Origin of the sequence: Actinomyces sp. HMSC08A09, assembly GCF_001807465.1 — a bacterium.
GTDB classification, from domain to species: Bacteria; Actinomycetota; Actinomycetes; order Actinomycetales; family Actinomycetaceae; genus Actinomyces; species Actinomyces oris.
In genome coordinates this window covers 13,372-34,513 of record NZ_KV789111.1, presented here as the reverse complement: position 1 = coordinate 34,513, position 21,142 = coordinate 13,372, and the positions used below count along the sequence as shown (strand labels likewise).

19 protein-coding genes are annotated in these 21,142 nt (G+C 70.4%); 2 read left to right on the top strand and 17 right to left on the bottom strand.

Annotation, left to right across the window (positions count from 1 at the left end):
• Positions 1 to 183 precede the first annotated feature (183 nt).
• The 17 genes from HMPREF3165_RS05240 to HMPREF3165_RS05165 all read right to left on the bottom strand — a co-directional run bounded on the left by HMPREF3165_RS05240 (position 184) and on the right by HMPREF3165_RS05165 (position 17,883).
• Entirely contained in the window at positions 184 to 741 is a 558-nt protein-coding gene (locus HMPREF3165_RS05240; protein WP_070511355.1) for a hypothetical protein, read from the bottom strand.
• Positions 742 to 859: 118 nt separating this feature from the next.
• Positions 860 to 2,104, bottom strand: coding sequence for a DNA polymerase III subunit delta' (locus HMPREF3165_RS05235; RefSeq protein WP_070511353.1), 1,245 nt, complete (start codon positions 2,102 to 2,104; stop codon positions 860 to 862).
• A complete protein-coding gene (gene tmk / locus HMPREF3165_RS05230) occupies positions 2,101 to 2,889 on the bottom strand; it encodes a dTMP kinase (protein WP_070511352.1) in 789 nt (262 codons plus the stop codon). Before tmk ends, HMPREF3165_RS05235 begins: the two co-directional genes overlap by 4 nt.
• A 140-nt stretch (positions 2,890 to 3,029) precedes the next feature.
• Positions 3,030 to 3,536, bottom strand: a complete 507-nt coding sequence (locus tag HMPREF3165_RS13720; RefSeq protein ID WP_370991891.1) for a hypothetical protein — start codon at positions 3,534 to 3,536, stop codon at positions 3,030 to 3,032.
• 27 nt (positions 3,537 to 3,563) lie between these two features.
• The gene (locus HMPREF3165_RS13715) at positions 3,564 to 3,833 is read right to left on the bottom strand and encodes a hypothetical protein (protein ID WP_256275039.1); all 270 of its coding nucleotides are present in this window, start codon (positions 3,831 to 3,833) and stop codon (positions 3,564 to 3,566) included.
• Positions 3,834 to 3,876: 43 nt separating this feature from the next.
• Positions 3,877 to 4,602 (bottom strand): ABC-2 transporter permease, encoded by a 726-nt coding sequence (locus HMPREF3165_RS05220; RefSeq protein ID WP_070511350.1) that lies wholly within the window; start codon positions 4,600 to 4,602, stop codon positions 3,877 to 3,879.
• On the bottom strand, positions 4,599 to 5,327 hold the full coding sequence (locus tag HMPREF3165_RS05215; protein ID WP_070511348.1) for an ABC-2 transporter permease: 729 nt from the start codon (positions 5,325 to 5,327) through the stop codon (positions 4,599 to 4,601). Before HMPREF3165_RS05215 ends, HMPREF3165_RS05220 begins: the two co-directional genes overlap by 4 nt.
• Positions 5,320 to 6,147 carry an ABC transporter ATP-binding protein gene (locus HMPREF3165_RS05210; RefSeq protein WP_070511346.1) on the bottom strand — a complete coding sequence of 276 codons (828 nt, stop codon included), beginning with the start codon at positions 6,145 to 6,147 and terminating at the stop codon, positions 5,320 to 5,322. The genes HMPREF3165_RS05215 and HMPREF3165_RS05210 overlap by 8 nt, the downstream gene beginning before the upstream one ends.
• Entirely contained in the window at positions 6,144 to 6,554 is a 411-nt protein-coding gene (locus HMPREF3165_RS05205; protein WP_070511344.1) for a GntR family transcriptional regulator, read from the bottom strand. The genes HMPREF3165_RS05210 and HMPREF3165_RS05205 overlap by 4 nt, the downstream gene beginning before the upstream one ends.
• 259 nt (positions 6,555 to 6,813) lie before the next feature.
• Positions 6,814 to 7,479 (bottom strand): DUF3060 domain-containing protein, encoded by a 666-nt coding sequence (locus HMPREF3165_RS05200; RefSeq protein ID WP_070511342.1) that lies wholly within the window; start codon positions 7,477 to 7,479, stop codon positions 6,814 to 6,816.
• A gap of 78 nt (positions 7,480 to 7,557) precedes the next feature.
• Complete coding sequence (locus HMPREF3165_RS13985) at positions 7,558 to 8,760, bottom strand: OmpA family protein (protein WP_070511340.1); 1,203 nt, start codon at positions 8,758 to 8,760, stop codon at positions 7,558 to 7,560.
• 119 nt (positions 8,761 to 8,879) lie between these two features.
• The gene (locus HMPREF3165_RS05190; RefSeq protein ID WP_141745013.1) at positions 8,880 to 10,136 is read right to left on the bottom strand and encodes a sensor histidine kinase; all 1,257 of its coding nucleotides are present in this window, start codon (positions 10,134 to 10,136) and stop codon (positions 8,880 to 8,882) included.
• Positions 10,133 to 10,861: a response regulator transcription factor gene (locus HMPREF3165_RS05185; RefSeq protein ID WP_070511338.1), complete on the bottom strand. Its 729-nt coding sequence runs from the start codon at positions 10,859 to 10,861 to the stop codon at positions 10,133 to 10,135. The genes HMPREF3165_RS05190 and HMPREF3165_RS05185 overlap by 4 nt, the downstream gene beginning before the upstream one ends.
• Before the next feature lie 7 nt (positions 10,862 to 10,868).
• On the bottom strand, positions 10,869 to 11,486 hold the full coding sequence (locus HMPREF3165_RS05180; protein ID WP_070511336.1) for a DUF3060 domain-containing protein: 618 nt from the start codon (positions 11,484 to 11,486) through the stop codon (positions 10,869 to 10,871).
• Between the two features lie 396 nt (positions 11,487 to 11,882).
• Entirely contained in the window at positions 11,883 to 14,804 is a 2,922-nt protein-coding gene (gene topA / locus HMPREF3165_RS05175) for a type I DNA topoisomerase (protein ID WP_070511334.1), read from the bottom strand.
• A gap of 222 nt (positions 14,805 to 15,026) precedes the next feature.
• Entirely contained in the window at positions 15,027 to 16,361 is a 1,335-nt protein-coding gene (locus HMPREF3165_RS05170) for a PAS domain-containing protein (RefSeq protein ID WP_070511332.1), read from the bottom strand.
• A 169-nt stretch (positions 16,362 to 16,530) separates the two neighbouring features.
• Complete coding sequence (locus tag HMPREF3165_RS05165; RefSeq protein WP_070511330.1) at positions 16,531 to 17,883, bottom strand: PAS domain S-box protein; 1,353 nt, start codon at positions 17,881 to 17,883, stop codon at positions 16,531 to 16,533.
• A gap of 302 nt (positions 17,884 to 18,185) precedes the next feature.
• Here HMPREF3165_RS05165 and HMPREF3165_RS05160 point away from each other — a divergent pair, with 302 nt between their 5' ends.
• Entirely contained in the window at positions 18,186 to 18,932 is a 747-nt protein-coding gene (locus tag HMPREF3165_RS05160) for a response regulator transcription factor (protein ID WP_009406511.1), read from the top strand.
• Positions 18,933 to 18,975: 43 nt separating this feature from the next.
• The gene (locus HMPREF3165_RS05155) at positions 18,976 to 20,634 is read left to right on the top strand and encodes a sensor histidine kinase (protein ID WP_070511377.1); all 1,659 of its coding nucleotides are present in this window, start codon (positions 18,976 to 18,978) and stop codon (positions 20,632 to 20,634) included.
• Positions 20,635 to 21,142: the final 508 nt, after the last annotated feature.

Below are 21,142 nucleotides of genomic sequence, written 5' to 3'. Positions count from 1 at the left end.
CGCCAGCACCCCAGCAGACACCCGACGGCGTCGAAGCCCTTCGGGGCGTCCCCCCACCTCCGCGAGCGCAGGCACGGTCCGATTCCTTGGATGATGCTTCGTTCTCGTTTCCATACCCAGCATGGTATGAACCGATCGGTCAGTGTGTGATCCCTCTCAGGGATGAGACGGGCCGTTGCCCTCTCAGCCGCGAGTCCCGGTGCCCTCCGGGTCCTCGGCGGGCACCAGCCCCCATGAGGCGGCCCACGCCCAGAGCCGGTCGAGCTCCTCCTCCATGAGGTAGCGGGCCCTGGGCTCGGTGAGCGCTCGAGTACTCATTCCTCCCAGGACCACCGTGCCCGCCTCACCGCGCACCGTCACCTGCACGCTCGGGCCTGCCTCGCGGACACGCAGAGCGGATCGGGGTTGCCGGGCGACGTCGAAGTCGTCCCGGGAGTCGGGCCAGGCGATGTTGTAGGAGCGCAGCAGCGTCCTGCTGTGGATGCCGCTCCGGTCGAAGACGGTTCGCGGCCGCAGGGTCAGGTAGCCCATGAGGAGGCACAGTGACGCCGCCGCGAAGCAGGCGAGCATTCCCCGGTACTGCCCGGAGGCCATGATCGCCAGCCCGATGGCCAGACCCAGGAGGCCGACGGCGGTCAGTCCCCAGGCGATGACTCGCTCCTGCGGGCTCGACCTGCGGATGATCGGCTCGAACCGAGCGGTGTGCCCGCCGCCCTCGCCCCCTGGCTGTATAACGGTCATGTCACGACTCTTCCACACCGGGCCGTGGCCGTCCTGGTTTTGACGGGCGCGTCGACGGTCGCTTGGGTGCTACGACGACGGCCTCATTCCCCACCCCAGGCCGGATGGGGCATGGCGCTCAGCTTCCTTCGGCCTGGGGTCGCAGCTGCACCATGAGAGCCTCGACGGCCAGCAGGGGGGCGGCGTTGGAGCGCAGGCGGCTGCGGCACTCCTCGATGGCGGCGATGCGGGCCAGGGACTGCTCGGGGCTCGTCGTGCGGGCGGCCTGGTCGACGGCGTCGGACAGGTCGAGGTTGACGCGCTCGACATCGCTGCCCATCTGAGTGGTGAGCACGTCACGGTAGAAGGACAGCAGGTCAATCATGGCCCGGTCCAGCACGTCGGTACGGGCGCGCTTGGCGCGGCGCTTCTGGTCCTCCTCGAGCTGGCGGATCTGGGCGCGCAGGGCCGCCGGGATCTTCCCGTCGCTCTCCAGGCCGAGGGCGCGGGTGAGCTCAGCCTTCTCGCGGGCGTCGCGCTCGGCAGTGGCCTCCTTGGCCTCGGACTCGGCGGCCTCCACCAGGGAGGCGGCGGCCAGGACCGCGTCACCGACGCTGCGCAGGGAGACGGGGGCCAGCAGGAGGCGTCGGCGCCGGTCCCAGGCGTCGGCGTCGGTGGCCAGGTGGCGGGCGAGCCCGATATGCGACTGGCTGGCCCGGGCGGCCCGGGCGGCCAGTTCGGGGTCGGCTCCGTCGCGGCGCACGAGGAGCTCGGCGACGGCGTCGGCCGGCGGGATCCGCAGCGTCACCAGGCGGCAGCGGGAGCGGATGGTGGGCAGGACGTCGTCGGCGCTGGGGGTGCACAGCAGCCAGACGGTCTGGGGCGGGGGCTCCTCGATGGACTTGAGCAGGACGTTAGTGGTGCGCTCGGCCATGCGGTCAGCATCCTCGACGAGGATGACGCGCCAGCGCCCGGTCCAGGGGCGGCGCTGGGCCTCACCGATGAGGGTCTTGACCTCCTCCATGGTGATGATGAGCTTCTCGGTGGCCAGGCGCACGACGTCGGGGTGGGAGCCAGCCATGACGTCACGGCAGGGCTTGCACTGCCCGCAGCCGGGTACGGGGCCGGTGCACTGCAGGGCGGCGGCGAAGGCGCGGGCGGCGTTCGAGCGGCCCGATCCGGGTGGGCCGGTCACCAACCAGGCGTGGGTCATGGCGAGCCCGGCCGCCGCGAAACCGGCTCCCCCGTCTCGCGCCCCCTCGGGGGCGAGCCCGGCGGCGGCCTGTGCCTCGCGCTGCTGGGCGGCTTGGCGGGCGGCCTGGGCTGCGGCGGTGAAGGCGGCCACGGCGCTTTCCTGGCCGACGACGTCTTCCCACACGCTCATGAGCCCGCCTCCTCGCCCGGCCCGGCGGCGCTGCGGCGGGCGGCGGCCTCCACGAAGGCCTCCAGCCCCAGGAGCACGCCCTGGTGGGCCCCGCCGTGGGTGAGCTGCGCGCCGTGGCGGCGCACGGCGGCGACAACGGCCTCGATGACGTCGTCGGCCACCTGGTCGACGGGCCGGTCGGCGTCGACGACGACGAAGCGCTCGGGCTCGGACTGGGCCAGGGCGAGGAACTGCTCGCGCAGGACCACGCGGAAGGCGTCCCCCTCCTGCTCGAGGCGATCCTTGGCGCCGCGGCCGGTGGTGCGTCGCTCGGCCAGGTCGGGGTCGCCGTCGAGCAGAACGGTCAGGTCCGGCAGGAGGCCCTCGGTGGCCCACAGGGACAGGTCGCGGACCTCCTGGGGGCCGAGCGAGCGGGCCGCGCCCTGGTAGGCGACGGAGGAGTCGAGGTAGCGGTCGGCCAGGACGACGGCGCCGCGCTCGAGGGCGGGCCGCACGCGGGTGGCGATGTGGTGAGCGCGGTCGGCGGCGTACAGGAGGGCCTCGGCGCGCGGGGCGACGTGCCCGCCGTGCAGGAGGAGGCGGCGGATCTCGACGCCGAGCTCCGTGCCGCCCGGTTCACGGGTGAGGATGTGGTCCACGTCCGCCGCGGCCAGGAGGTCGGCGAGGATGCGGATCTGCGTCGTTTTACCGACGCCGTCGCCTCCCTCGAAGGAGATGAACAGACCGGGGCCGGACGTGGGCGGAACGGGGGCGCCGGATGCAGCGGGAGGGGCAGCGATGGTCACAGGCCCAGGGTAACGGTCCGTGGGGACGGCCCCGGGAGCGTTGGCCAGACGTCCGCGAGCGCACGGGGTGAGGTGGCGCCCTGGCGCGTGGAACGGCGGCCGCTACCGGCCACCGCCACTCCTGCTCTCAGGCGATGCTCTCAGTGGTCCTGGCGGAGGTAGATACGGCAGCAGGTCCGCCAGGAGGCGCCCAGCCCCACGGCGGAGAGCACGGCGATGAGCCCGAGCCCGCCGGCCAGCACCACCTGCTGGGGCATGGACTCCAGTGCACTCAGCACCCCGAAGACCACGGGCATCTCGATGCAGAAGCCGATGGCGAGGCCCCACAGGGCGAGCACGGGCAGGGAGGTGGTCCCGCCGTACGCGGCGAGCAGGACAGGCTCCACCGCGGCGATCACTCCGAAGAGGAACAGAAAGGTGAGGTGCCGGCCCACGGCGTCGTTCGATAACCCACCCACGGCCAGGAGCACTGCTGTTTCCCCGACGAACAGGATCACCCAGCCGGCCGCGAGCAGGAGGTAGCGGGCAGCCAGGACATCAAGACGAGTCACGGGCAGCGCTGCGTAGAGCTGACGCATCCGGGCCTCACGGGAGGGCCGCCATAGCATCAGGCCCACCATCAGCACCGCGGCTAGCAGGTAGTACACCAGCTTGTCCGGGGAGAAGGGCCCCAGTCATCCCCTCACCCCGGGCACGGCCACTCCCAGAATACCGAGCGCGCACAGCCCCAGCAGCGTCGCGGTGTCCCGTCGCCTCCAGGTGAAGAGCAGCTCCAGGCGCATGACGGCGCGCACCGTTTCCCACCGGGTCAGGGCACCCGGCCCCCGCACCGCCGCAGGCGCACTGGGAGCCTGAGTGCCGCAGGAGTCGGCGGCAGCGGGCAGGGTGGCTGCAGCCCGCGCAGCAGACACAACGGACTCGGACATGGGCACGGACTCGGGCATGATCGGTCTCCTCACTTCTTCTTGCTTCTTCCTCGGCCGGGCCTCAGTGGTCCTGACGCCCGTACCAGCGGAGGGCCACCACCACGGAGGCGCCCATGAGGGCGGGGCAGGCCAAGGCGACCAGGACGGCTGGCACCGGCTCGCGCAGTACCTCGGCCACGGGGCCTGCCAGCAGCGGGGTGCCGCCGTAGAGGACCCCGGCTCCCGCCCCGAGGCACAGCCCCCACATCCACAGGGCCCGCTCGGGGGCTAGGCACAGGAACAGGGGCAGCCCGAGGGCCGCGGACAGGCAGATGACGAGCAGGCCGGCCATGAGACCGCCCCAGTCACCGGTGAGAGCGGCCACCGGCACACAGACCAGGCCGGAGAGGAGCGCCAGGGCGACCCCCTCGACCCAACGGGCACCGACCAGCTCGCTGCGCCGCAGTGGCAGCGCCCCGTAGAGGCGCTCCATGTGGTGAGCGGACTCGACGGCCCCCTGGGCGTACTGGGCGCACAGTCCCAGGGCGACCCCCGCCATCACCGTCGTCTGCAGACGGCCGGCCAGGACGTCCATGGTGATGAACAGCGCCAGTGCCAGGGGCAGGAGGAGCAGTGGGCCACGACGGCGCAGCACGATGAGGTCGAGTCGCAGCGCCGCCCCCACCCCGGCGAGCGCCGTCTCGCCGCTGCCCTCAGTGCCTGCCGGCCCAGTCGCCGCGGTCGTTCCGATGCCCCGGCTGCTATCGGGCGATGGCCCCGTCGTCGTCCCCATCATCGTGGCGCTCACTGGTCCTGCTTGAGGTAGAGGCGGTGGCTCAGCACCCACAGGCCGATGAGGGCGCCGGCCCCCAGGACCAGGAGCAGGCCGCCTCCCGTCGTCGTCCCCACTGCGAGATCCCGGATCGGCCCCGAGTTGGATAACAGCAGGCCCAGAGCCCCGATGGCAAGGATCGAAACGACAAGGATCGAAACCGCCCAGACGAGCAGACCGCGCCCGGGCCCGAAGTGAAGGAACACGGGAATTCCCAGGGCCTGCCCCGTGATGAGGATGAGGGGAAGAACGAGCAGCTTCCCCGGGCGTACGCCCAGAGGCAGGCCTATGGCCGCATAAAGGGCCGAGGCGGCCAGGAGATGCAGCACCGCGACCGCCCAGTAGGAGTTGACGACGTCGGTCCGGGAGACGGGCAGGGAGGCCAGCAGACGGTTGATACCGGAGCGTTCGGCCATCACTCCCGAGAGGCCCCCGACCAGGGCGGTCCCCGTGAGGAATCCACTGACCGGGACGATACTTCCGGAGACGATGCCGGCGGCGCCGAGAATGAGGAGAAGGCCGAGGAGGGAGGGCAGAGGACCTCGCAGGCTCAGAAGGTGCAACCGCACCAGCGAGAGCAGCCGACCGACCCGTCCGGGCCCGCCCGCGGCACCCCTCATCGTCACGCCGGCCGGCACCTCGGCCACTGCGACTGCCTCGGCGGGGCGCTCGCGTCGATCCGTGGTCATGAGGTCATTCACGGCCCGCCTCCTTGGCGATGTGCACGGCGAGATCCTCGATGGTGGGGACCTCGACGACGATGCGGTCCGTCAGCGCCTCGGCGGCGTCGGCCGGCATCATGGCCTCCCAGCCCAGCGACGTGCTGCGCAGCCCGAGGCTGGCCTGGCGCACGGCGTCGGTCAGGTGCTCGGGGATGCCGCGCACGAGACGGAAGGAGTCGATGATCTCCTCAGCGGTGCCGTTGGCCACGACCCTGCCCCGACTGAGGATGACCAGGTAGTCGGCCAGCCGATCGAGGTCGGAGGTGATGTGTGTGGAGAACAGGATGGTGCGGCCCTCCTCCACCATGAACTGGGCGAGCATGTCCACCATCTCGCTGCGGGCCAAGGGGTCCAGCCCGCCGGTGGGCTCATCGAGGATGAGCAGCTCGGGATCGTGAGCCAGGGCCACCGCCATCTGCAGGCGCATGCCCATGCCTCGGCTGAGCTCCTTGACCTTCTTGGTGGGGACCAGGCCCGCGGCCTGGAGCTCGGCGTCGTAGCGCTCCTGGGACCAGGTGGGGAAGAAGCGCCCGATGCCGCGACCCAGGTCCTTCAGGCGCCACTCGGGGTTGTAGGGCGGGGCGTCGAAGACGACGCCGATACGCTCGTGGCCCACAGTGGTGGCCGAGCCGGAATCCGGGTGGATCATGCCCAGGGCGGCCTTGATGGTGGTGGTCTTCCCCGAGCCGTTGGCCCCGACGAAGCCCGTCACGTAGCCGGCGGGAACGGAGAAGGTGACGTCGTTGAGGCTGAAGTCCGGGTAGTGCTTGGTCAGGTGGGAGATCTCGACGGGATTCACTGCTTCTCCTTGGAGGTGGTGGGGGTGGCGGAGGTGGCGATGATGGTCTGCAGCATGGTGTGGAGCTCCTCGTCGCTGAGCTGGGCCAGGCGCGCGCGCTCCACGGCGCGGTCGAGGTGCTCCTCGACCTCCCGCAGCACCTGCTCGCGCACCAGCTCGGAGTCCCGGGGCAGGACGAAGTAGCCCTTGCCGGGAACGTTGGCCAGGAAGCCTTCGGCGACGAGGTCGGAGTAGGCGCGGGTGGTGGTGATGACGCTGACGCGCAGGTCCCGGGCCAGAGCCCGGATCGAGGGCAGCATCTCGTCGGCCTCCACCTGGCCGGTCAGGATTGCGTCCCTGACCTGCTGGGCGATCTGCTCGTAGATGGGAACTCCTGCCGTGTTGGACAGGACGACCGAGAGCGGCATGGCAACTCCTTCTGTACATACACACTATAGACAGTATGTGCACGGGGGAGTCAAGTGCTGGTCCACCGCATACGGCGTGGGACACCTGTGGCCGAGGCGCCTCGGAGCAGAGACGACCCCGGCGACCGGGCCCAGGTGCAGGCCCAGTCGCCGGGATTCAGGAACGGGTCGGGTCACTGCACCCTTCAGACGCCGCTACTGCACGCCGTCGACTATCGCGATGGCAGCCGGGCGGGGGAAGGCGCGGCGAGGCGGGGCTTCAGCCCTCGCTTCCCTGCTGGCGGGTCTCAGTGTTGTGGCCGAAGTCCTCCACCTTCGGACTGTTGCCGGCCCAGACCACCTCCGCGTTGGTTCCCTTGATGACGACGCGGTCGACGTCCTTGACGTAGACGGTGACGTTGTTGCCGGAGATGGTCAGCAGGCCGACGTAGTCGGCGAAGACCTTCGTGTTGTTGGCGGCAACACTGAGACTGTTCACCTCCCCCTCGATACGGACGTCGTCGCCGGACTTGTTCAGGAGCATGGTCGGGCTCGCCGAGACGGTCTGCTCCACGAACTCCAGGCCGCTCAGCCAGTCACTGTCGGTGATGGTCGCCCGAGCGCCGGGGCGCTCACCACTCGCGGGCTGGGCGCCGGCCTCGGGTGCGCTGGAGCCGACGGCGGCAGGCGAGGTCTGTTCCTGGGTACTGGGCGCAGCGGCCTGCGATCGGGGCGCCTGGGAGGCGGTCGTCGCAGCCGTTGACGGCGACGACGCTGCCGGCTGCTCCGACGGCGAGCCCTCCTGGCCCGCTGCTGCGGCGGTTCCCTGGTCGGTCGAGCCTCCACCCACTGAGATGGAGCAGGCGCTGATGCCGGTCAGGGACAGGGCCACGAGGATGACGGCGGCTGCGCGGCGGGGACGGAGGGGACGAGTGGTCGGGGACATGGTTCTTCTCCGGTATTCAGATGTGGTGAGGGCGGTCGGGTGGGCATCATGAACGTGCGGTCTGATGGCCGGGCGGGTTCAGAAGGCCGGGACGAAGACCTCGACGCGGCGGTTGAGGCGGCGACCGGCGGGGTTGTCGGAGCCGTCGGGGTTCTCGTTGGGGGCCACCGGCTTGGTCTCGCCGTAGCCGACGGCCTCCAGGTCGGCGGCCACGCCGTCGGACTTCAGGGCGCTTGAGACGGCCTGTGCCCGCTGCTCGGAGAGCTTCTGGTTGAAGGCGTCGTCGGAGACGGAGTCGGTGTGGCCCTGGACCTGAACCTTGGGGGCCTTGGAGTCCTTGATGACGGTGGCCAGGTTGGTCAGCGTGGTCGAGGCCTCGCCGCGCAGCTCCGATGAGCCGAAGTCGAACAGGACGCTGTCCTCCAGGGTGATGACGGTGCCGCAGGACTGCACGGGCTTGGCGGCGTCGATGGAGGGGAAGGTGCCCACCTTGCCGGCCTTGGGAACGGGCTTGGCCGAGATCGTGGAGCCGTTGACGATGGCGCTGCCGTCACCGTTGTTGGTGATGGAGAGCTTGCCGTCGGAGTAGGTTCCCGAGCCGTCACCGTTGTTGGTGATGGAGACCCCGGCGCGGCTGTAAGTGCCCGAGCCCTTGCCGTCGAGGGTGATGGACTCCCCGGTGGTGGAGTTGCTGTAGGTCCCTGAGCCATCACCATTGACGGTGACCGAGAGGTAGTCGTCGCTGTAGGTGCCCGAGCCGTCACCGTTGACGGTGATGGAGACCTTCCCGTCGGAGTAGGTGCCCGAGCCGTCACCATTGTTGGTGACCGAGGTGGTCCCCGAGCTCGTGGTCATCGAGCCGTCACCGCCCAGGACCGTGGAGCCGGAGACCAGCGATCCGCTCGCGTCGCAGCGGGCGGGCCTGACCGTGATGCCGGGCTGGGAGGTGATGGAGCGCGTGAGATCCGGGGTGAAGGCGCCCGTGGACTGGGTGAGCAGGCTGAGATCGGGCAGGGAGATCATGGGGATCGGAGGGATCTGTCCGGGCTCGTAGCCGGCCACGGCCTGGCCCGCGGAGGCGGCCGTTCCCGACGCCGAGGCGGAGGCGGAGCCCTGGGCGCTTCCCGCGGAGCCGGCGGAGTCCGAGCCGGCCTGACTGGCCTGGGTCTGCTGACCCTGAGCCTGCGAGGACGAGCCGCCTCCGACGGACAGGGAGCAGCCGCTCAGCGCGAGGGCGGCGATCAGGGACAGGGAGGGCAGGGAGATGAGTGCTTTCGTCATGACCTGAACGTTACTGAATCGTTGTCGCCGCCCGGTTCCCGCCCTGTCGCAGGACTGCGACAGGGGCGCGGCGGGGGGACGGAGGGTTCTTCAGCCACGACCGCCGGTGCGCCATGCGGTCACGGCGTATCCGCTGGGCCTGCGACGGGCAGGCTCAGCCACACGCGGGTCCCCACGCCCTCACGGGAGGCCATGCGCACGCTGCCGCCGTGGCGGCGCACGATCGTGGACACCAGCGCCAGCCCCAGCCCCGAGCCCGGCAGGCCCCGGGCGTTGCCGGCCCGGGCCAGCTCGCTCCACACGGCCGGCAGGTCCGCCTGCGGCACCCCGATCCCGGTGTCGGCCACCTCGATGGTGACGGTTCCCGATTCCTCCCGACCGCGCACCTCCACGGTCCCGCCGGGCGAGGTGTACTTCGAGGCGTTGGAGATGACGTTGTAGACGGCCGAGTACAGCAGGTCGCCGTCGCCGCGCACATGCGACAGCGGCCACGGCACCTGCGGCAGGTCCAGGCGGATTCTGGGCCCGCCACCACGCGCCGCCCCCTCCTCGCCGACCGCCTGGGCGGCGTCGTGGACGGTCTCGGCGATATCGACGTCCTCCAGTGAGAGCGCGGCCGTCTCCAGGTCGGCCAGCTTGCGCAGATCCGTCACCAAGCGCCCCATGCGGCGGGCCTGAGCGTCAACGACGTCGACCCGGGCCTGCAGCTCGTGAAGCGGGGCCTGCGGCAGGTCGGCGACGGCGGCCCGCACCGCCGTCAGCGGGTTCTTCAACTCGTGGTCCAGCCGGCGCAGGAACTGCTGGTGACGGGACCACGCCTCCTCCTGGGCCTGGCTTCGCCCCCGCTGCACCGCCAGGCGCAGCCTGCGGCGGATCACGGTCGCAGCCAGGGCGAGTAGCAACAGCACGATCCCGATCTCCGCCACCACCAGCGGCACTGCCGTCGAGATGACCACCGGAGCCAGCCCGAAGGTCGCATAGGAGACCGCCACTGCGACGGCCACGACCGCCACCGCCAGCACCCATCCGATCCAGCCGGCCCGCCGGGGCTTCTCCGTAGGGGGGTCCAGAGGTGCCGGGGCGGCTTCGGCGGCAGCCCCGGCCAAGGCCTCGACGCTCTGGGGCTCAGCCGCGGGCCGCTGCGGGTCGGCCTGCGGCGGATGGAGGTCGGCCGACTGCGGATGGTTCCCCGGGTCGCCCGCCATCGGGGCGCTGGCCGGCTGCGCGGCCGGCGCCCCGGGCCGGGTGACCGGCACGGTGCGCGGCCCACCCATGTCCACTGCCGGCTCCATGTAGCGGGTACGGCCGTCCTGCGCGGGCGCCGGACGCGGAGGGACCGAGGGCGGAAGCTGCGGCGAAATCGATGAGCCGCTCATGCCCGGACCTCGGCCCGGAAGCGGTAGCCGACGGAGGGGACCGTCTCGATGTAGGTGGGGTTGGCGGCGTCGTCGCCCAGGGCCTGGCGGATCTCGCGGATGCGGTGGTCGACGGCGCGCGTGGAGGTGGCGAAGTCGATGCCCCACAGGGAGGCCAGCAGGGCGTCCCGGGTGTGGAGCTCACCGGGATGGCTCATGAGGTAGTCCAGGAGCATCGTGGCCTTGGGAGTGAGCGTCACCTCGCGCCCCGACAGGGTCACCCGCCGCGAGGTCCGCTCCAGGAGCAGCTCACCGGCCACGAGCCGGGAGGCGGAGGTCAGCGGCTGGGCCACGCCACGGGTGCGGCGCAGCACCGCGCGGATCCGGGAGGCGAGCTCGGCGGGGTCGAAGGGCTTGGACAAGTAGTCGTCGGCACCGTCGTCGAGGGCTGAGACCCGCTCGTAGGAGGCGTCCACCTGGGTCAGCAGGATGATGGGGGTCCAGGCCCCACCGGCCCTGACCCGCCGCACCAGCTCGCGCCCGTCCATCCTGGGCATGAGGACGTCGGAGACAATGATGTCCACCTGGTAGGAGGCCAGGATGTCCATGGCCTCCGCCCCGTCCGAGGCGAGCAGGACCCGGTACCCGCCGCGCTCCAGGTAAGGGCCCAGGGAGCGGCGGATGGGGGCCTCGTCGTCGACGAGCAGGACAGTGGCGGACGGAGCCGGTGCGGCGGACTGGGTCACGACAGGCTCACTGGGAGAGCTTCCCGGTGGTGTTGTTGGCGCCGCCGTCCTGGATCGTCGGGTCGTCGCCCAGCCAGTGGACGGTAACGTTCGAGCCCTGAATGTTGAGGTGGTCGATGTCGCGGGCGTAGACAGTGACGTTGGAGCCCTGAACGGTGAGGGTGTCGACGTCCTCCGCGGAGATCTTGACGTCGGAGCCCTGGACCGTCAGCGTGTCGAGGTCACCGACCAGGTTGAGGGTCGTCCCGACTCCCTGGACGGTGTACGCACCGGAGACCTCGGTGCGCTGACCGGTGCTCTGGATGTCCTTCCAGGTGGGGTCCGTGATGGGGGCGTCGTCTCCGTCCTTGTCGTCATCCTTGTCGTCGTCCTTGTTGCCGGGGGCGGCCGTGGCCTGGGCCGAACCACCGGAGGAGGACTGGGAGTCGGCCGTGGCGGCCCCCTTGGCATCAGTCTTGGACGAGTCCTTGGAGTCGGCGCCCTGAGTGTCCTTCTGCTCGGACTGGGCGGCCGGCGAGCCGGAGTCCCCGGAGCCGGAGCCGTTGACGGACAAGGAGCAGGCGCCCAGGCTCAGGGACAGGGCCAGGGCGGCGGTGCCGGCGAGAACGATCTTGGGCAGACGCATGATGAGGTCCTCTCAGGAATCATGTGGGGAGTTGTACAAGGAATACAATACCGGCCGATTGTCCCCTCCTCGTCGCAGTGCTGTCGCAGAACTGCGACACGGGCCGCGATGATGCTCACGGGTCACTGGGCTTGCGCGGACGGGGACCCTTACTCACGCACGGGGACATTCGACGCCGTCGGGGACAGGAATCCGGTCCCCGGACGCGCGGACTGTCCCCGACCGAAGGGAAACGCACCCGTCCGCGTGGAATGTCCCCGGCCAAGGCTCACGACGGCGGCCAGCGGCAGTGACCGGCGACGGCGGCAGTGCCAGAGGCCGCGTCAACGCCGCAGGCCTGCACCAACGCTGCACGTCCGCACCAAGGCCGCAGGCCCGCAGCACCGCCGAGCCCCCTCAGCCCTCCTTCGAGGCCGCCGCCTTGCTCGTCGCCGTCTTGGCAGTGGCCTTCTTGGTGGTGGCGGCCTTCTTCGTGGTGGTCTTCTTCGTCGTGGCCTTCTTGGAGGTGGTCTTGCGGGTGGTGCGCTTCTTGGCCGGGCCCTTGGCGCGCTTGTCCGCCAGCAGCTCGAAGGCCCGCTCAGCGCTGATAGTGGCCGGGTCCTCGCTGCGGGGCACGGTGACGTTGGTCTGCCCGTCAGTGATGTAGGGGCCGAAGCGACCGTCCTTGATGACCACCGGCTTCTCAGTGGCCGGGTCCTGCCCCAGCTCGCGCAGCGGTCCGCGGGCGGCCGCCTGTCCTCGACGCCGCTTGGGCTGGGCGAAGATCTCCAGGGCCTGCTCCAGGGTGACGGTGAAGATCTGCTCCTCGGTCTCCAGGGAGCGCGAGTCCGTACCCTTCTTGAGGTAGGGACCGTAGCGGCCGTTCTGGGCGGTGATGTCCTCCCCCGACTCCGGGTCCTGGCCGACGACGCGCGGCAGGCTCAGCAGGTCCAGGGCCTGCTCCAGGGTCACGGTGGACAGGTCCATGGAACGCAGGAGGCTGGCGGTGCGGGGCTTGGGCTTGGCCGCCTTGGTGGTCTTCTTCGTCTTCGTCGACTTTGCCGTCTTCGCAGTCTTGGTCGCCTCCGCCTCGGCCGTCTCCTCCGGTTCGGGCAGGACCTCGGTGACGTAGGGGCCGTAGCGGCCGTCCTTGGCGATGATGACGTGCCCGCTGGCCGGGTCGACGCCGAGCTCGCGGCCGTCGTCGGCGGCGCGGGTGAAGAGCTCGCGGGCCTTGTCCACGGTCAGCTCGTCGGGGGCGAGGTCGGCCGGGACGTTGGCGCGCTTGCCCTCGGCGTCCTCCAGGTAGGGGCCGTAGCGACCCACCCGCAGGGTGATGCCCTCGCCGATCTCGATGGAGTTGACGGCGCGGGCGTCGATCTCGCCGAGGTTGTCCACCAACCCCTTGAGCCCCTGGGCGCGCAGCGCGGCGGCCGCGGCCTCGAGCTCGCCCGAGGCCGCCTGAGCGGCCTGCTCGGCGCCGGCCCCACCCTGACCGTTGTAGAAGCGCCGCAGCCAGGCGACCCGGTCCTCCTCGCCGGCGGCGATCCGGTCCAGGTCGCGCTCCATGGAGGCGGTGAAGTCGTAGTCGACGAGCTCGGCGAAGTTCTCCTCCAGCAGCCGGGTGACGGCGAAGGCGAGCCAGGTCGGCACCAGGGCCTGGCCGCGGTGGTCGACGTAGCCGCGGTCGGAGATGGTGGACATCGTGGCCGCGTACGTTGAGGGGCGGCCGATCTCGCGCTCCTCAAGGGCCTTGACCAGGGAGGCCTCGGTGTAGCGCGGCGGCGGCGTGGTCTCGTGGCCGGAGGCCTCGGCGTCCAGGGCGGCCAGCTCCTGGCCGGAGATCATCGCGGGCAGGCGCACGTCCTTGGAGTCCTTGGCGGCGGCGCCGGCGTCGTCCTGGTAGCGCTCGGCGTCGCGCCCCTCCTCGTAGGCGGCCAGGAAGCCGCGGAAGGTGATGACCGTGCCCGACGCCGTCAGGCCGGCCGTGGAGAAGGTGGGGCCGGAGTCGCGCGACTCGCCGGCCACCGGCGTCAGCGGCACCTCGACGGTCACCGTGGCGGTCGAGCCGACGGCGTCGGCCATCTGGGAGGCCACGGTCCGCTTCCAGATGAGCTCGTAGAGGCGGAACTGGGCGCCGGTGAGCTCTCCGGAGACCTGGGCCGGGGTGCGGAAGTGGTCGCCGGCGGGGCGGATCGCCTCGTGGGCCTCCTGGGCGCCCTTGGACTTGGAGGCGTAGACGCGGGGACGCTCGGGGACGTACTCGGCCCCGTAGAGCTCGGCCACCTGCGAGCGGGCCGCGGCCACGGCCTGACCGGACAGGACCGTGGAGTCGGTACGCATGTAGGTGATGAAGCCATTCTCGTAGAGGCCCTGCGCCACGCGCATGGTCTCGCGCGGGTTCATGCGCAGTTTGCGGGAGGCCTCCTGCTGGAGGGTGGAAGTGGTGAAGGGGGCTGCCGGGCGGCGCTTGTAGGGCTTGTCCTCCACTCCGACCACGCGCGGCTCTCCCCGGCCGATGGCCTCGGCCACGGCGGTGGCCCCCACCTGGTGGAGGTGGACGGCGGAGGCCTTGAGCGCGGCGGGGCGCAGCTGGCCGTCGTCGTTGAAGTCGCGGCCGGTGGCCACGCGCCGCCCGTCAAGGGTGACGAGCCGGGCGATGAAGGAGGCCTCCTGGCGGGCGGTGACGTCCACGGCGGACAGGACGGTGGAGAAGGTGGCCTCCACCCCCCAGTAGGAGGCGGAGCGGAAGGCCATGCGCTCACGCTCACGCTCGACGACGAGGCGGGTGGCCACTGACTGCACGCGCCCGGCGGACAGGCCGGCGCGGACCTTGCGCCACAGGACCGGGCTGACCTCGTAGCCCACGAGGCGGTCGAGGATGCGGCGGGTCTCCTGGGCATCGACGAGGTGGATGTCCAGCTCGCGGGTGTTGTCCAGGGCCCGGGTGACGGCCTCGCGGGTGATCTCGGTGAAGACCATGCGGCGTACCGGCACCTTGGGCTTGAGGACCTGCTGGAGGTGCCAGGCGATGGCCTCGCCCTCGCGGTCGTCATCGGTGGCCAGGTAGAGCTCGTCGGCCTCCTTGAGGGCCTTCTTGAGCTGGGCGACCGTCTTCTTCTTGTCAGGGTTGACGACGTAGTAGGGGGTGAAGTCGTCCTCGACGTCGACCGCGAACTTCCCGTAGGGGCCCTTCTTCATGGTGGCGGGCAGCTCGGAGGGCTGCGGCAGGTCGCGGATGTGCCCCACGGAGGCCTCGACGTCGAACTCCGGACCCAGGTAGCCGGCGATGGAGCGCACCTTGTTGGGGGACTCCACGATGACGAGCTTGGTGGACACGTAAAGCCTTCCTCACGGGTGGTGCGCGGCTGGCCGCGGCTGGTGGGTCTGCGGGCGGTTGTCGCCGGGCCCTGGAGATCACCGCGGGATCGTGAGGATCCGGGCGATCCGGGCCCCGACGAAGGGGGACGGCGGGGAGTCGGCGCGTGCCGGCTCCCAGCCGACTGTAACGCACCACCCACCTTTTCCAACCAGGCAGTGTCCGGAAGAACGACTTTCGTCTCAGATGAGCTCGGCCAGGGCGCTGCGCACGGCCGCCAGGCGCTGAGCGGCGATGCGCTCGTCGTAGGGCAGGTGCAGTCCGCGGCACTCGGCGGCCAGCTCGGCCAGGGAGCGGACCTCGGGGAAGCCTCGGGAGGTGAGCTGGGCGACCTCGTCGATGATCGGCGAACCCGAGGAGCCGGCCCCGCCGCCACGCAGGTCCACCCACTGCCCCAGGCGCCGGGCCGCACGGTCCAGGCTGGAGGTCACGGTGCGCAGGGCATCGTTGAGCTGGGCGACCTGGGTGCTCACGGCCTGCAGCACGGGCCCCAGGCCGCGGAAGCCGGACTCCAGCGCCTCGCACAGGTCCGTCAGGGAGTGCACGGCGTCCACCTCAGTGCCATCGAGGATGGACTGGGCGAAGCGCCCCACCATGAGGGTGAGCAGGCGCATGAGGGCCACGGAGAAGCGCAGCTCGGTGACCGACTGGTGCAGGACCTTGAGCCGCGAGGGCAGTGCGTTCAGCTCGGCACCCGCGACGCCGGTGAGCTCGGCGATGCGCTCGCTGAGCATGAGCACCTTGGTCTGGGCGCTGTCGCCGACGTCGTGGGAGACCAGCTGGCCGATGCGCCCCACCCGCGCCTCCACCGCCCGGGCCGAGTCGTGGGTGGCCTCCATGGTGGTGATGAGCCGCAGATACTCATCGAGCTCGAAGACCAGGGCATCGGTGTCCTTCTCCATGGCGGCCACCGCGTTGAGGATCCGGGCCACGGCGCCCAGCCCCTCGGGGGCGGCCGACGGGACGCGCACCCCGGCGGTGACCAGGGCGGCCACCTCACGCGGCAGGGTCGCCAAGGTCATGTCGTGCAGGGAGGGGAAGCCCAGGGCCGCCAGCTCCGCGGCCAGCTCACGGCCACCGAACTCGCCGAGCTGGTGGCGCGAGGCGCCTCGGGCCTGAAGGTCGCGCTCCTTGGCGCGCACCCGGCGGTAGGCCTCCTCGACCCGGTCCCTGGTGGCCCCATCCATCGGCTTGATCCGCACCGACAGGTATCCCTGGCGCAGCGGCACGATGGTGGCGAAGACCCGATAGTCCAGGCCGTCCACGGCACGGTTGGTGATGTAGCCGCAGGCCGGGCGCCGGGTCTGCAGATCGTCCCAGATGAGCCGGAACAGACCCGCCGGCATGTCCAGGTGACGAATGATGTTGTGCGGAGCCCCGATGAGACGCTCACGCGAGTAACGCGACAGCGTATCGAACGTCCGGTTCGTGTTCTGGATAACGCCTTTGAGATCCGTGGTGGAAAAGAAAATGTCCTGCGGATCGAACAAACGCTCGTAACCGACCTGCGACTCCATGGTGCTTTCCTTCAGGGTGAATAATTCGCGGGAGCACCTCGCCGGAGGACTATTCCTTCAGTTCCTCACACAGTGCCGGGAAGAAGGTAATGAAACGTACGTGCCCGCGGAAGACAATTTATGACATTGTCACCAATAAGGTGGGACCTATCTTGTAGATTATCGACAATTACTCCCCCAGGTGGCTCAAGGTCTCGCGAACCGTTGCCACCCGCTGGCGGATGACGGGTTCGTCCAAAGTCACAACGACACCGCGGGCCTTGGCAGCCAGCTCGGCCAGCGAGGCCGTCTCCGGGAAGCCCTGCTCGCCCACGGCGACGGCCTCACTCAGGACCGCCTCGGCGTCGACACCCTCGACGAGCGCCTGGGTCCCCTCGTCCTGAAGAGCGCGGATCCAGCGCTGGAAGGGCCGCTTGACGCGGTCGAGGTTGCTGACCACGGAACGAAGGTCGCCCTCCAGGCGCTCGGCCAGGTTCGCCGCCTCCTGGCAGGAGGGCACGAGCTCCTCCAGATCGGAGAGCATCGCCTCGGCGAGGTCGCCGATGGCGTCGCCGGACTCCCCCTCCTGGCCGTCCAGGACGGCGGCGGCGAAGATGCCGGCCATGAGGGTGTGCAGACGCATCATCGAGCTGCGGAAGCGCACCTCGGAGGCCGCCTCGTAGAGCGCCACGAGGGAGGAGTTGAGCTGACCCAGCACCTCAACGGCCTGAGCCCCGCGCTCCTTGACGCGCTCGGAGACGGTGGGCACCGAGGACTCGGCGTCGGGACTGGTCACCTCCTCCATGAGGGAGCCCACACGGTCGGCCCGGTCAATGACCGAGCGCACCCCTCCGGCCCAGGAGCCCAGGCCGTTGATGAGCTCCTGGTACTCGCCGAGCTGGTAGATGAGCTCGTCGGTGTCCCGCTCGATGGCGGCGACGGCCTGCAGGACGGCGGACATGGGGTTGTCCGACTCGGCGCGCGGCGGCACCCGCACGCCCTCGACGACCAGCAGGGCCAGCTCGCGCGGCAGGGCGGCCCGGGCGAAGTTGTGCAGGTCGTGGTACTGAAGCTTCGCCAGCTCCTCGGTCAGCAGCGCTGCCCCGTGCTCGGCGACCTCCCGGCGTCCGTGGCCCTCCTCGGCGTAGGCGCGCTCGGCAGCCCGCACGCGGGCGTAGATCTCCTTGACGGGAGTGAACATGGCGTGGTTGGTCGGGCGCACGCGCACGGACAGGTAGCCGTCGGCCAGCGGAGCGATCGTGGCGAAGACCCAGTAGTCCAGCCCGTCCTTGGCCCGGTTGAGCACGTAGACACAGGAGGAGCGCCCCTGCCCGAGCTCGTCCCACATGAGCTTGAAGGCGCCGGCGGGCATGTCATCGTGCCGGATGATGTTGTGCGGAGAGCCGACGAGCTCCTCGGAGCTGTAACGGGACAGCGAATCAAAGACCCGGTTGGTCCGGCGAATGACACCCTTGGTATCCGTCGTTGAGAAGAACAGGTCCTCGGCACCGAAGCGGCGCTCGTTGCCATCGACGTATTCCATGTCTCTCCTGCTGTTGCTGTCTGAGGGATGTATGAGGGAAATGAGGTCGACGCCGGTTCACCGACGGCGACACACTTGATGAGGGACGGCAGAGATACACTTGGCCGCTCTCTCGGGGGCTACGCTATGAAGTAACGTTCCGGTGCACGCGAATGTGGAGATCAACAACCAAGACGCATACCCGCTTAAGCATGTCACAGCGTTCGGGCCGCCGCGTCTCCGTTCGGTCTCAGATCGGTAACACAGTCGAGACACAGGTTGCGCTGTGGTCGAGCACAGCGCCTTCCTGTTGAATAGATGACGTGACTAACGCCCCCACCGAGAACCTCACCCGTGCCGACGGCTCCCCCTTGCGCGTCCTGGTCGTCGACGACGAGCAGATGCTCGCCGACCTGCTCGCCTCCGCCCTGCGTTACGAGGGATGGGAGGTCACCACTGCCGGGACCGGGATCGCAGCCGTGCGCTCCGCCCAGGAGATCGACCCCGACGTCATCGTCCTGGACATCATGCTGCCCGACTTCGACGGCCTGGAGGTCATGCGCCGGGTGCGCGGCCACCGCCCGAACGTGCCGGTCCTGTTCCTGACGGCCAAGGACGCCGTCGAGGACCGCGTGGCCGGGCTGACCGCAGGCGGCGACGACTACGTCACCAAGCCTTTCTCCCTGGAGGAAGTCGTGGCCCGACTGCGCGCCCTGCTGCGCCGCTCGGGGGCCAGCGAGGAGAAACCGGCCTCCATCCTGGAGGTCGGGGACCTGCGCATGGACGAGGACTCCCACGAGGTCTGGCGCGGCGAGGATGAGATCCAGCTGACCGCCACCGAGTTCGAGCTGCTGCGCTACCTCATGCGCAACCCCCGCCGGGTCCTGTCCAAGCCGCAGATCCTGGACCGGGTGTGGAACTACGACTTCGGCGGGCAGGCCAATATCGTCGAGCTCTACATCTCCTACCTGCGCCGCAAGATCGACAAGGGCCGCGAGCCCATGATCCACACGATGCGCGGCGTCGGATATGTCCTCAAGCCGGCCGCCGGCACCGATGAGCGCGGCTGAGCGCCCGCCGATGTCCCAGCAACCGGCACCGACCGGGCGGCGGATGAGCCTGCGCTCATGGCGGCCCGGCTCACTGCTCACGCCTCCTCGTAGTCTGCGCACCCGGCTGGTGGTCGGGGTGCTCGGGCTGGTCCTGGTCATGGCGGCGGTCATGAGCGCCTTCTCCACCGTCAGCCTGCGCCACACGCTCATGGCGCGCACGGACAGCCAGCTGATGGCGGCCGCCCAGCGCGCCGCCGACAAGCGCCACGACCTGACGCAGGAGGCCAGGAAGGCCTCCGATGAGGCGGCCCAGGAGGGCGCGGACAAGCCGGGCGATCAGCCCGGCGGGGCTGACGGGGCCGACGCAGGCCCCGACAAGCACGGGGTCCCTCCCGGCCTCGACGCCGCCGGGCAGTCGACCGGCACGCTGACGCTCATCACCGCCCAGACCTCGTCCTCCGACAGCGAGGCCAGTGAGACCGCCGCCTATATCGACAAGAACGGCCACTACGCGTCCATCTCCAAGGAGGACTGCCGGCTGCTGCTGTCCCAGGCCACGGAGGACCACCCCGTCACCGTGGACCTGCACCACCTGGGCAGCTACCGGGTGGTGGCCACCCGCGATGAGGCCTCGGGCAGCACGGTCATCACCGGGCTCTCCCTGGAGGGGGACAAGGGGCTGATCCGCACCCAGCTGCTCATCGAGCTGGCGGTGGCCCTGGTGGGCGCCCTCGTGGTGGCCCTAGCCGGGCGGACCATGGTGCGTGCTTCGTTGGCGCCCCTGGAGCGGGTGGCCCGCACCGCGCAGCGCGTGGCCTCCCAGCCGCTGGAGCGCGGTGAGGTGAGCATCGAGGACCGCGTGGAGAAGGCGGACCTGGACTCCTCAGCCGAGGTCGGGCAGGTCGGCGGCGCCCTCAACACGCTGCTGGGGCATGTGGAGTCCGCCCTGGCCGCGCGCCAGCGCTCGGAGACGCAGGTGCGCCAGTTCGTGGCCGATGCCTCCCACGAGCTGCGCACGCCACTGGCCTCGATCCGCGGCTACACCGAGCTCATCCGCCGGGAGGGGGCCGACGCCGACCTGCCGGAGGAGGCCACCTATGCCCTGGAGCGCGTGCACTCCGAGTCGGTGCGGATGACGGCGCTCGTCGAGGACCTGCTGCTGCTGGCCCGCCTGGACGCCGGGCGCGAGCTGCGCCGCGAGGAGGTGGACCTGGTTGGCCTCCTGGTGGACACGGTGGCCGACGCCCGTGCGGCCGGCCCCGACCACGACTGGCAGCTGGATCTGGCCGTCCTGGAGCCGCCGGCCGACGCCACGCCGGAGGAGGCCGAGGACTTCCTGCCCGAGCCTCCACTGGTCATCGGCGATGAGGCCCGCCTGCGCCAGGTCGTCGTCAACCTCCTGGCCAACGCCCGGGTGCACACGCCGGCCGGCAGCCACGTGACCACGACGCTGGCCCGCGAGGGGGACACACTCATCGTGCGCATCCACGACGACGGCCCGGGGATCGCCCCCGACGTGCGCGACCGCCTCTTCGAGCGCTTCGCCCGGGGGGACTCCTCGCGCGAGCGGCGCACCGGCTCCACGGGCCTGGGCATGTCGATCGCGCTGGCCATCGTCCAGTCCCACGGCGGGAGCATCGACGTCGACTCCTCCACCACGCCCGAGGACCACGGGACCACCTTCAGCGTCAGGCTCCCGGCCGCCGCCGTCGAGGAGTAACGGGCCGGACACTGCACGAGGGCGGGGCGCTATTCGCAGAGGGGTGTGCGTAGTGTGCTGTCTCCATCACTTCCGAGACATGTGAGTGTCATGACTTCTGAGACACCCCCTCGGGCGGGAGCCCGAGCGGCCTGGTGGCCCTGGGGTCGAGGACGGGCCACAGGGAAGAGGTCTGGTGGGGCATCGGTGTCCACAGCGCTGACATTAACCCCGCACCGGCACTGCATGCCGGAAAGAAACCGCAGGATTCCAACGATCCCCGCCGGGTGCTTCGACGGCAGGCTCGCTCATGTCAGCGCTGTGGACACCGGGCCGCGCAGGAGTGAGTCCGGGGGTCTTGCGGTATAGCTTGGCGCCTCCGTCACGGGTCCGCCCCCACCGACTCCTGCCCGCAGCCTGCGCAGGGTCCCGGTGGTCATGGTTCGACGCCGGCTCCGCCTTGAGTCTGCCCGAGTCGACCTACTCCACGAGGGTCGGAATCTACTGGCCAAGGGTTGTGCGTACTGCA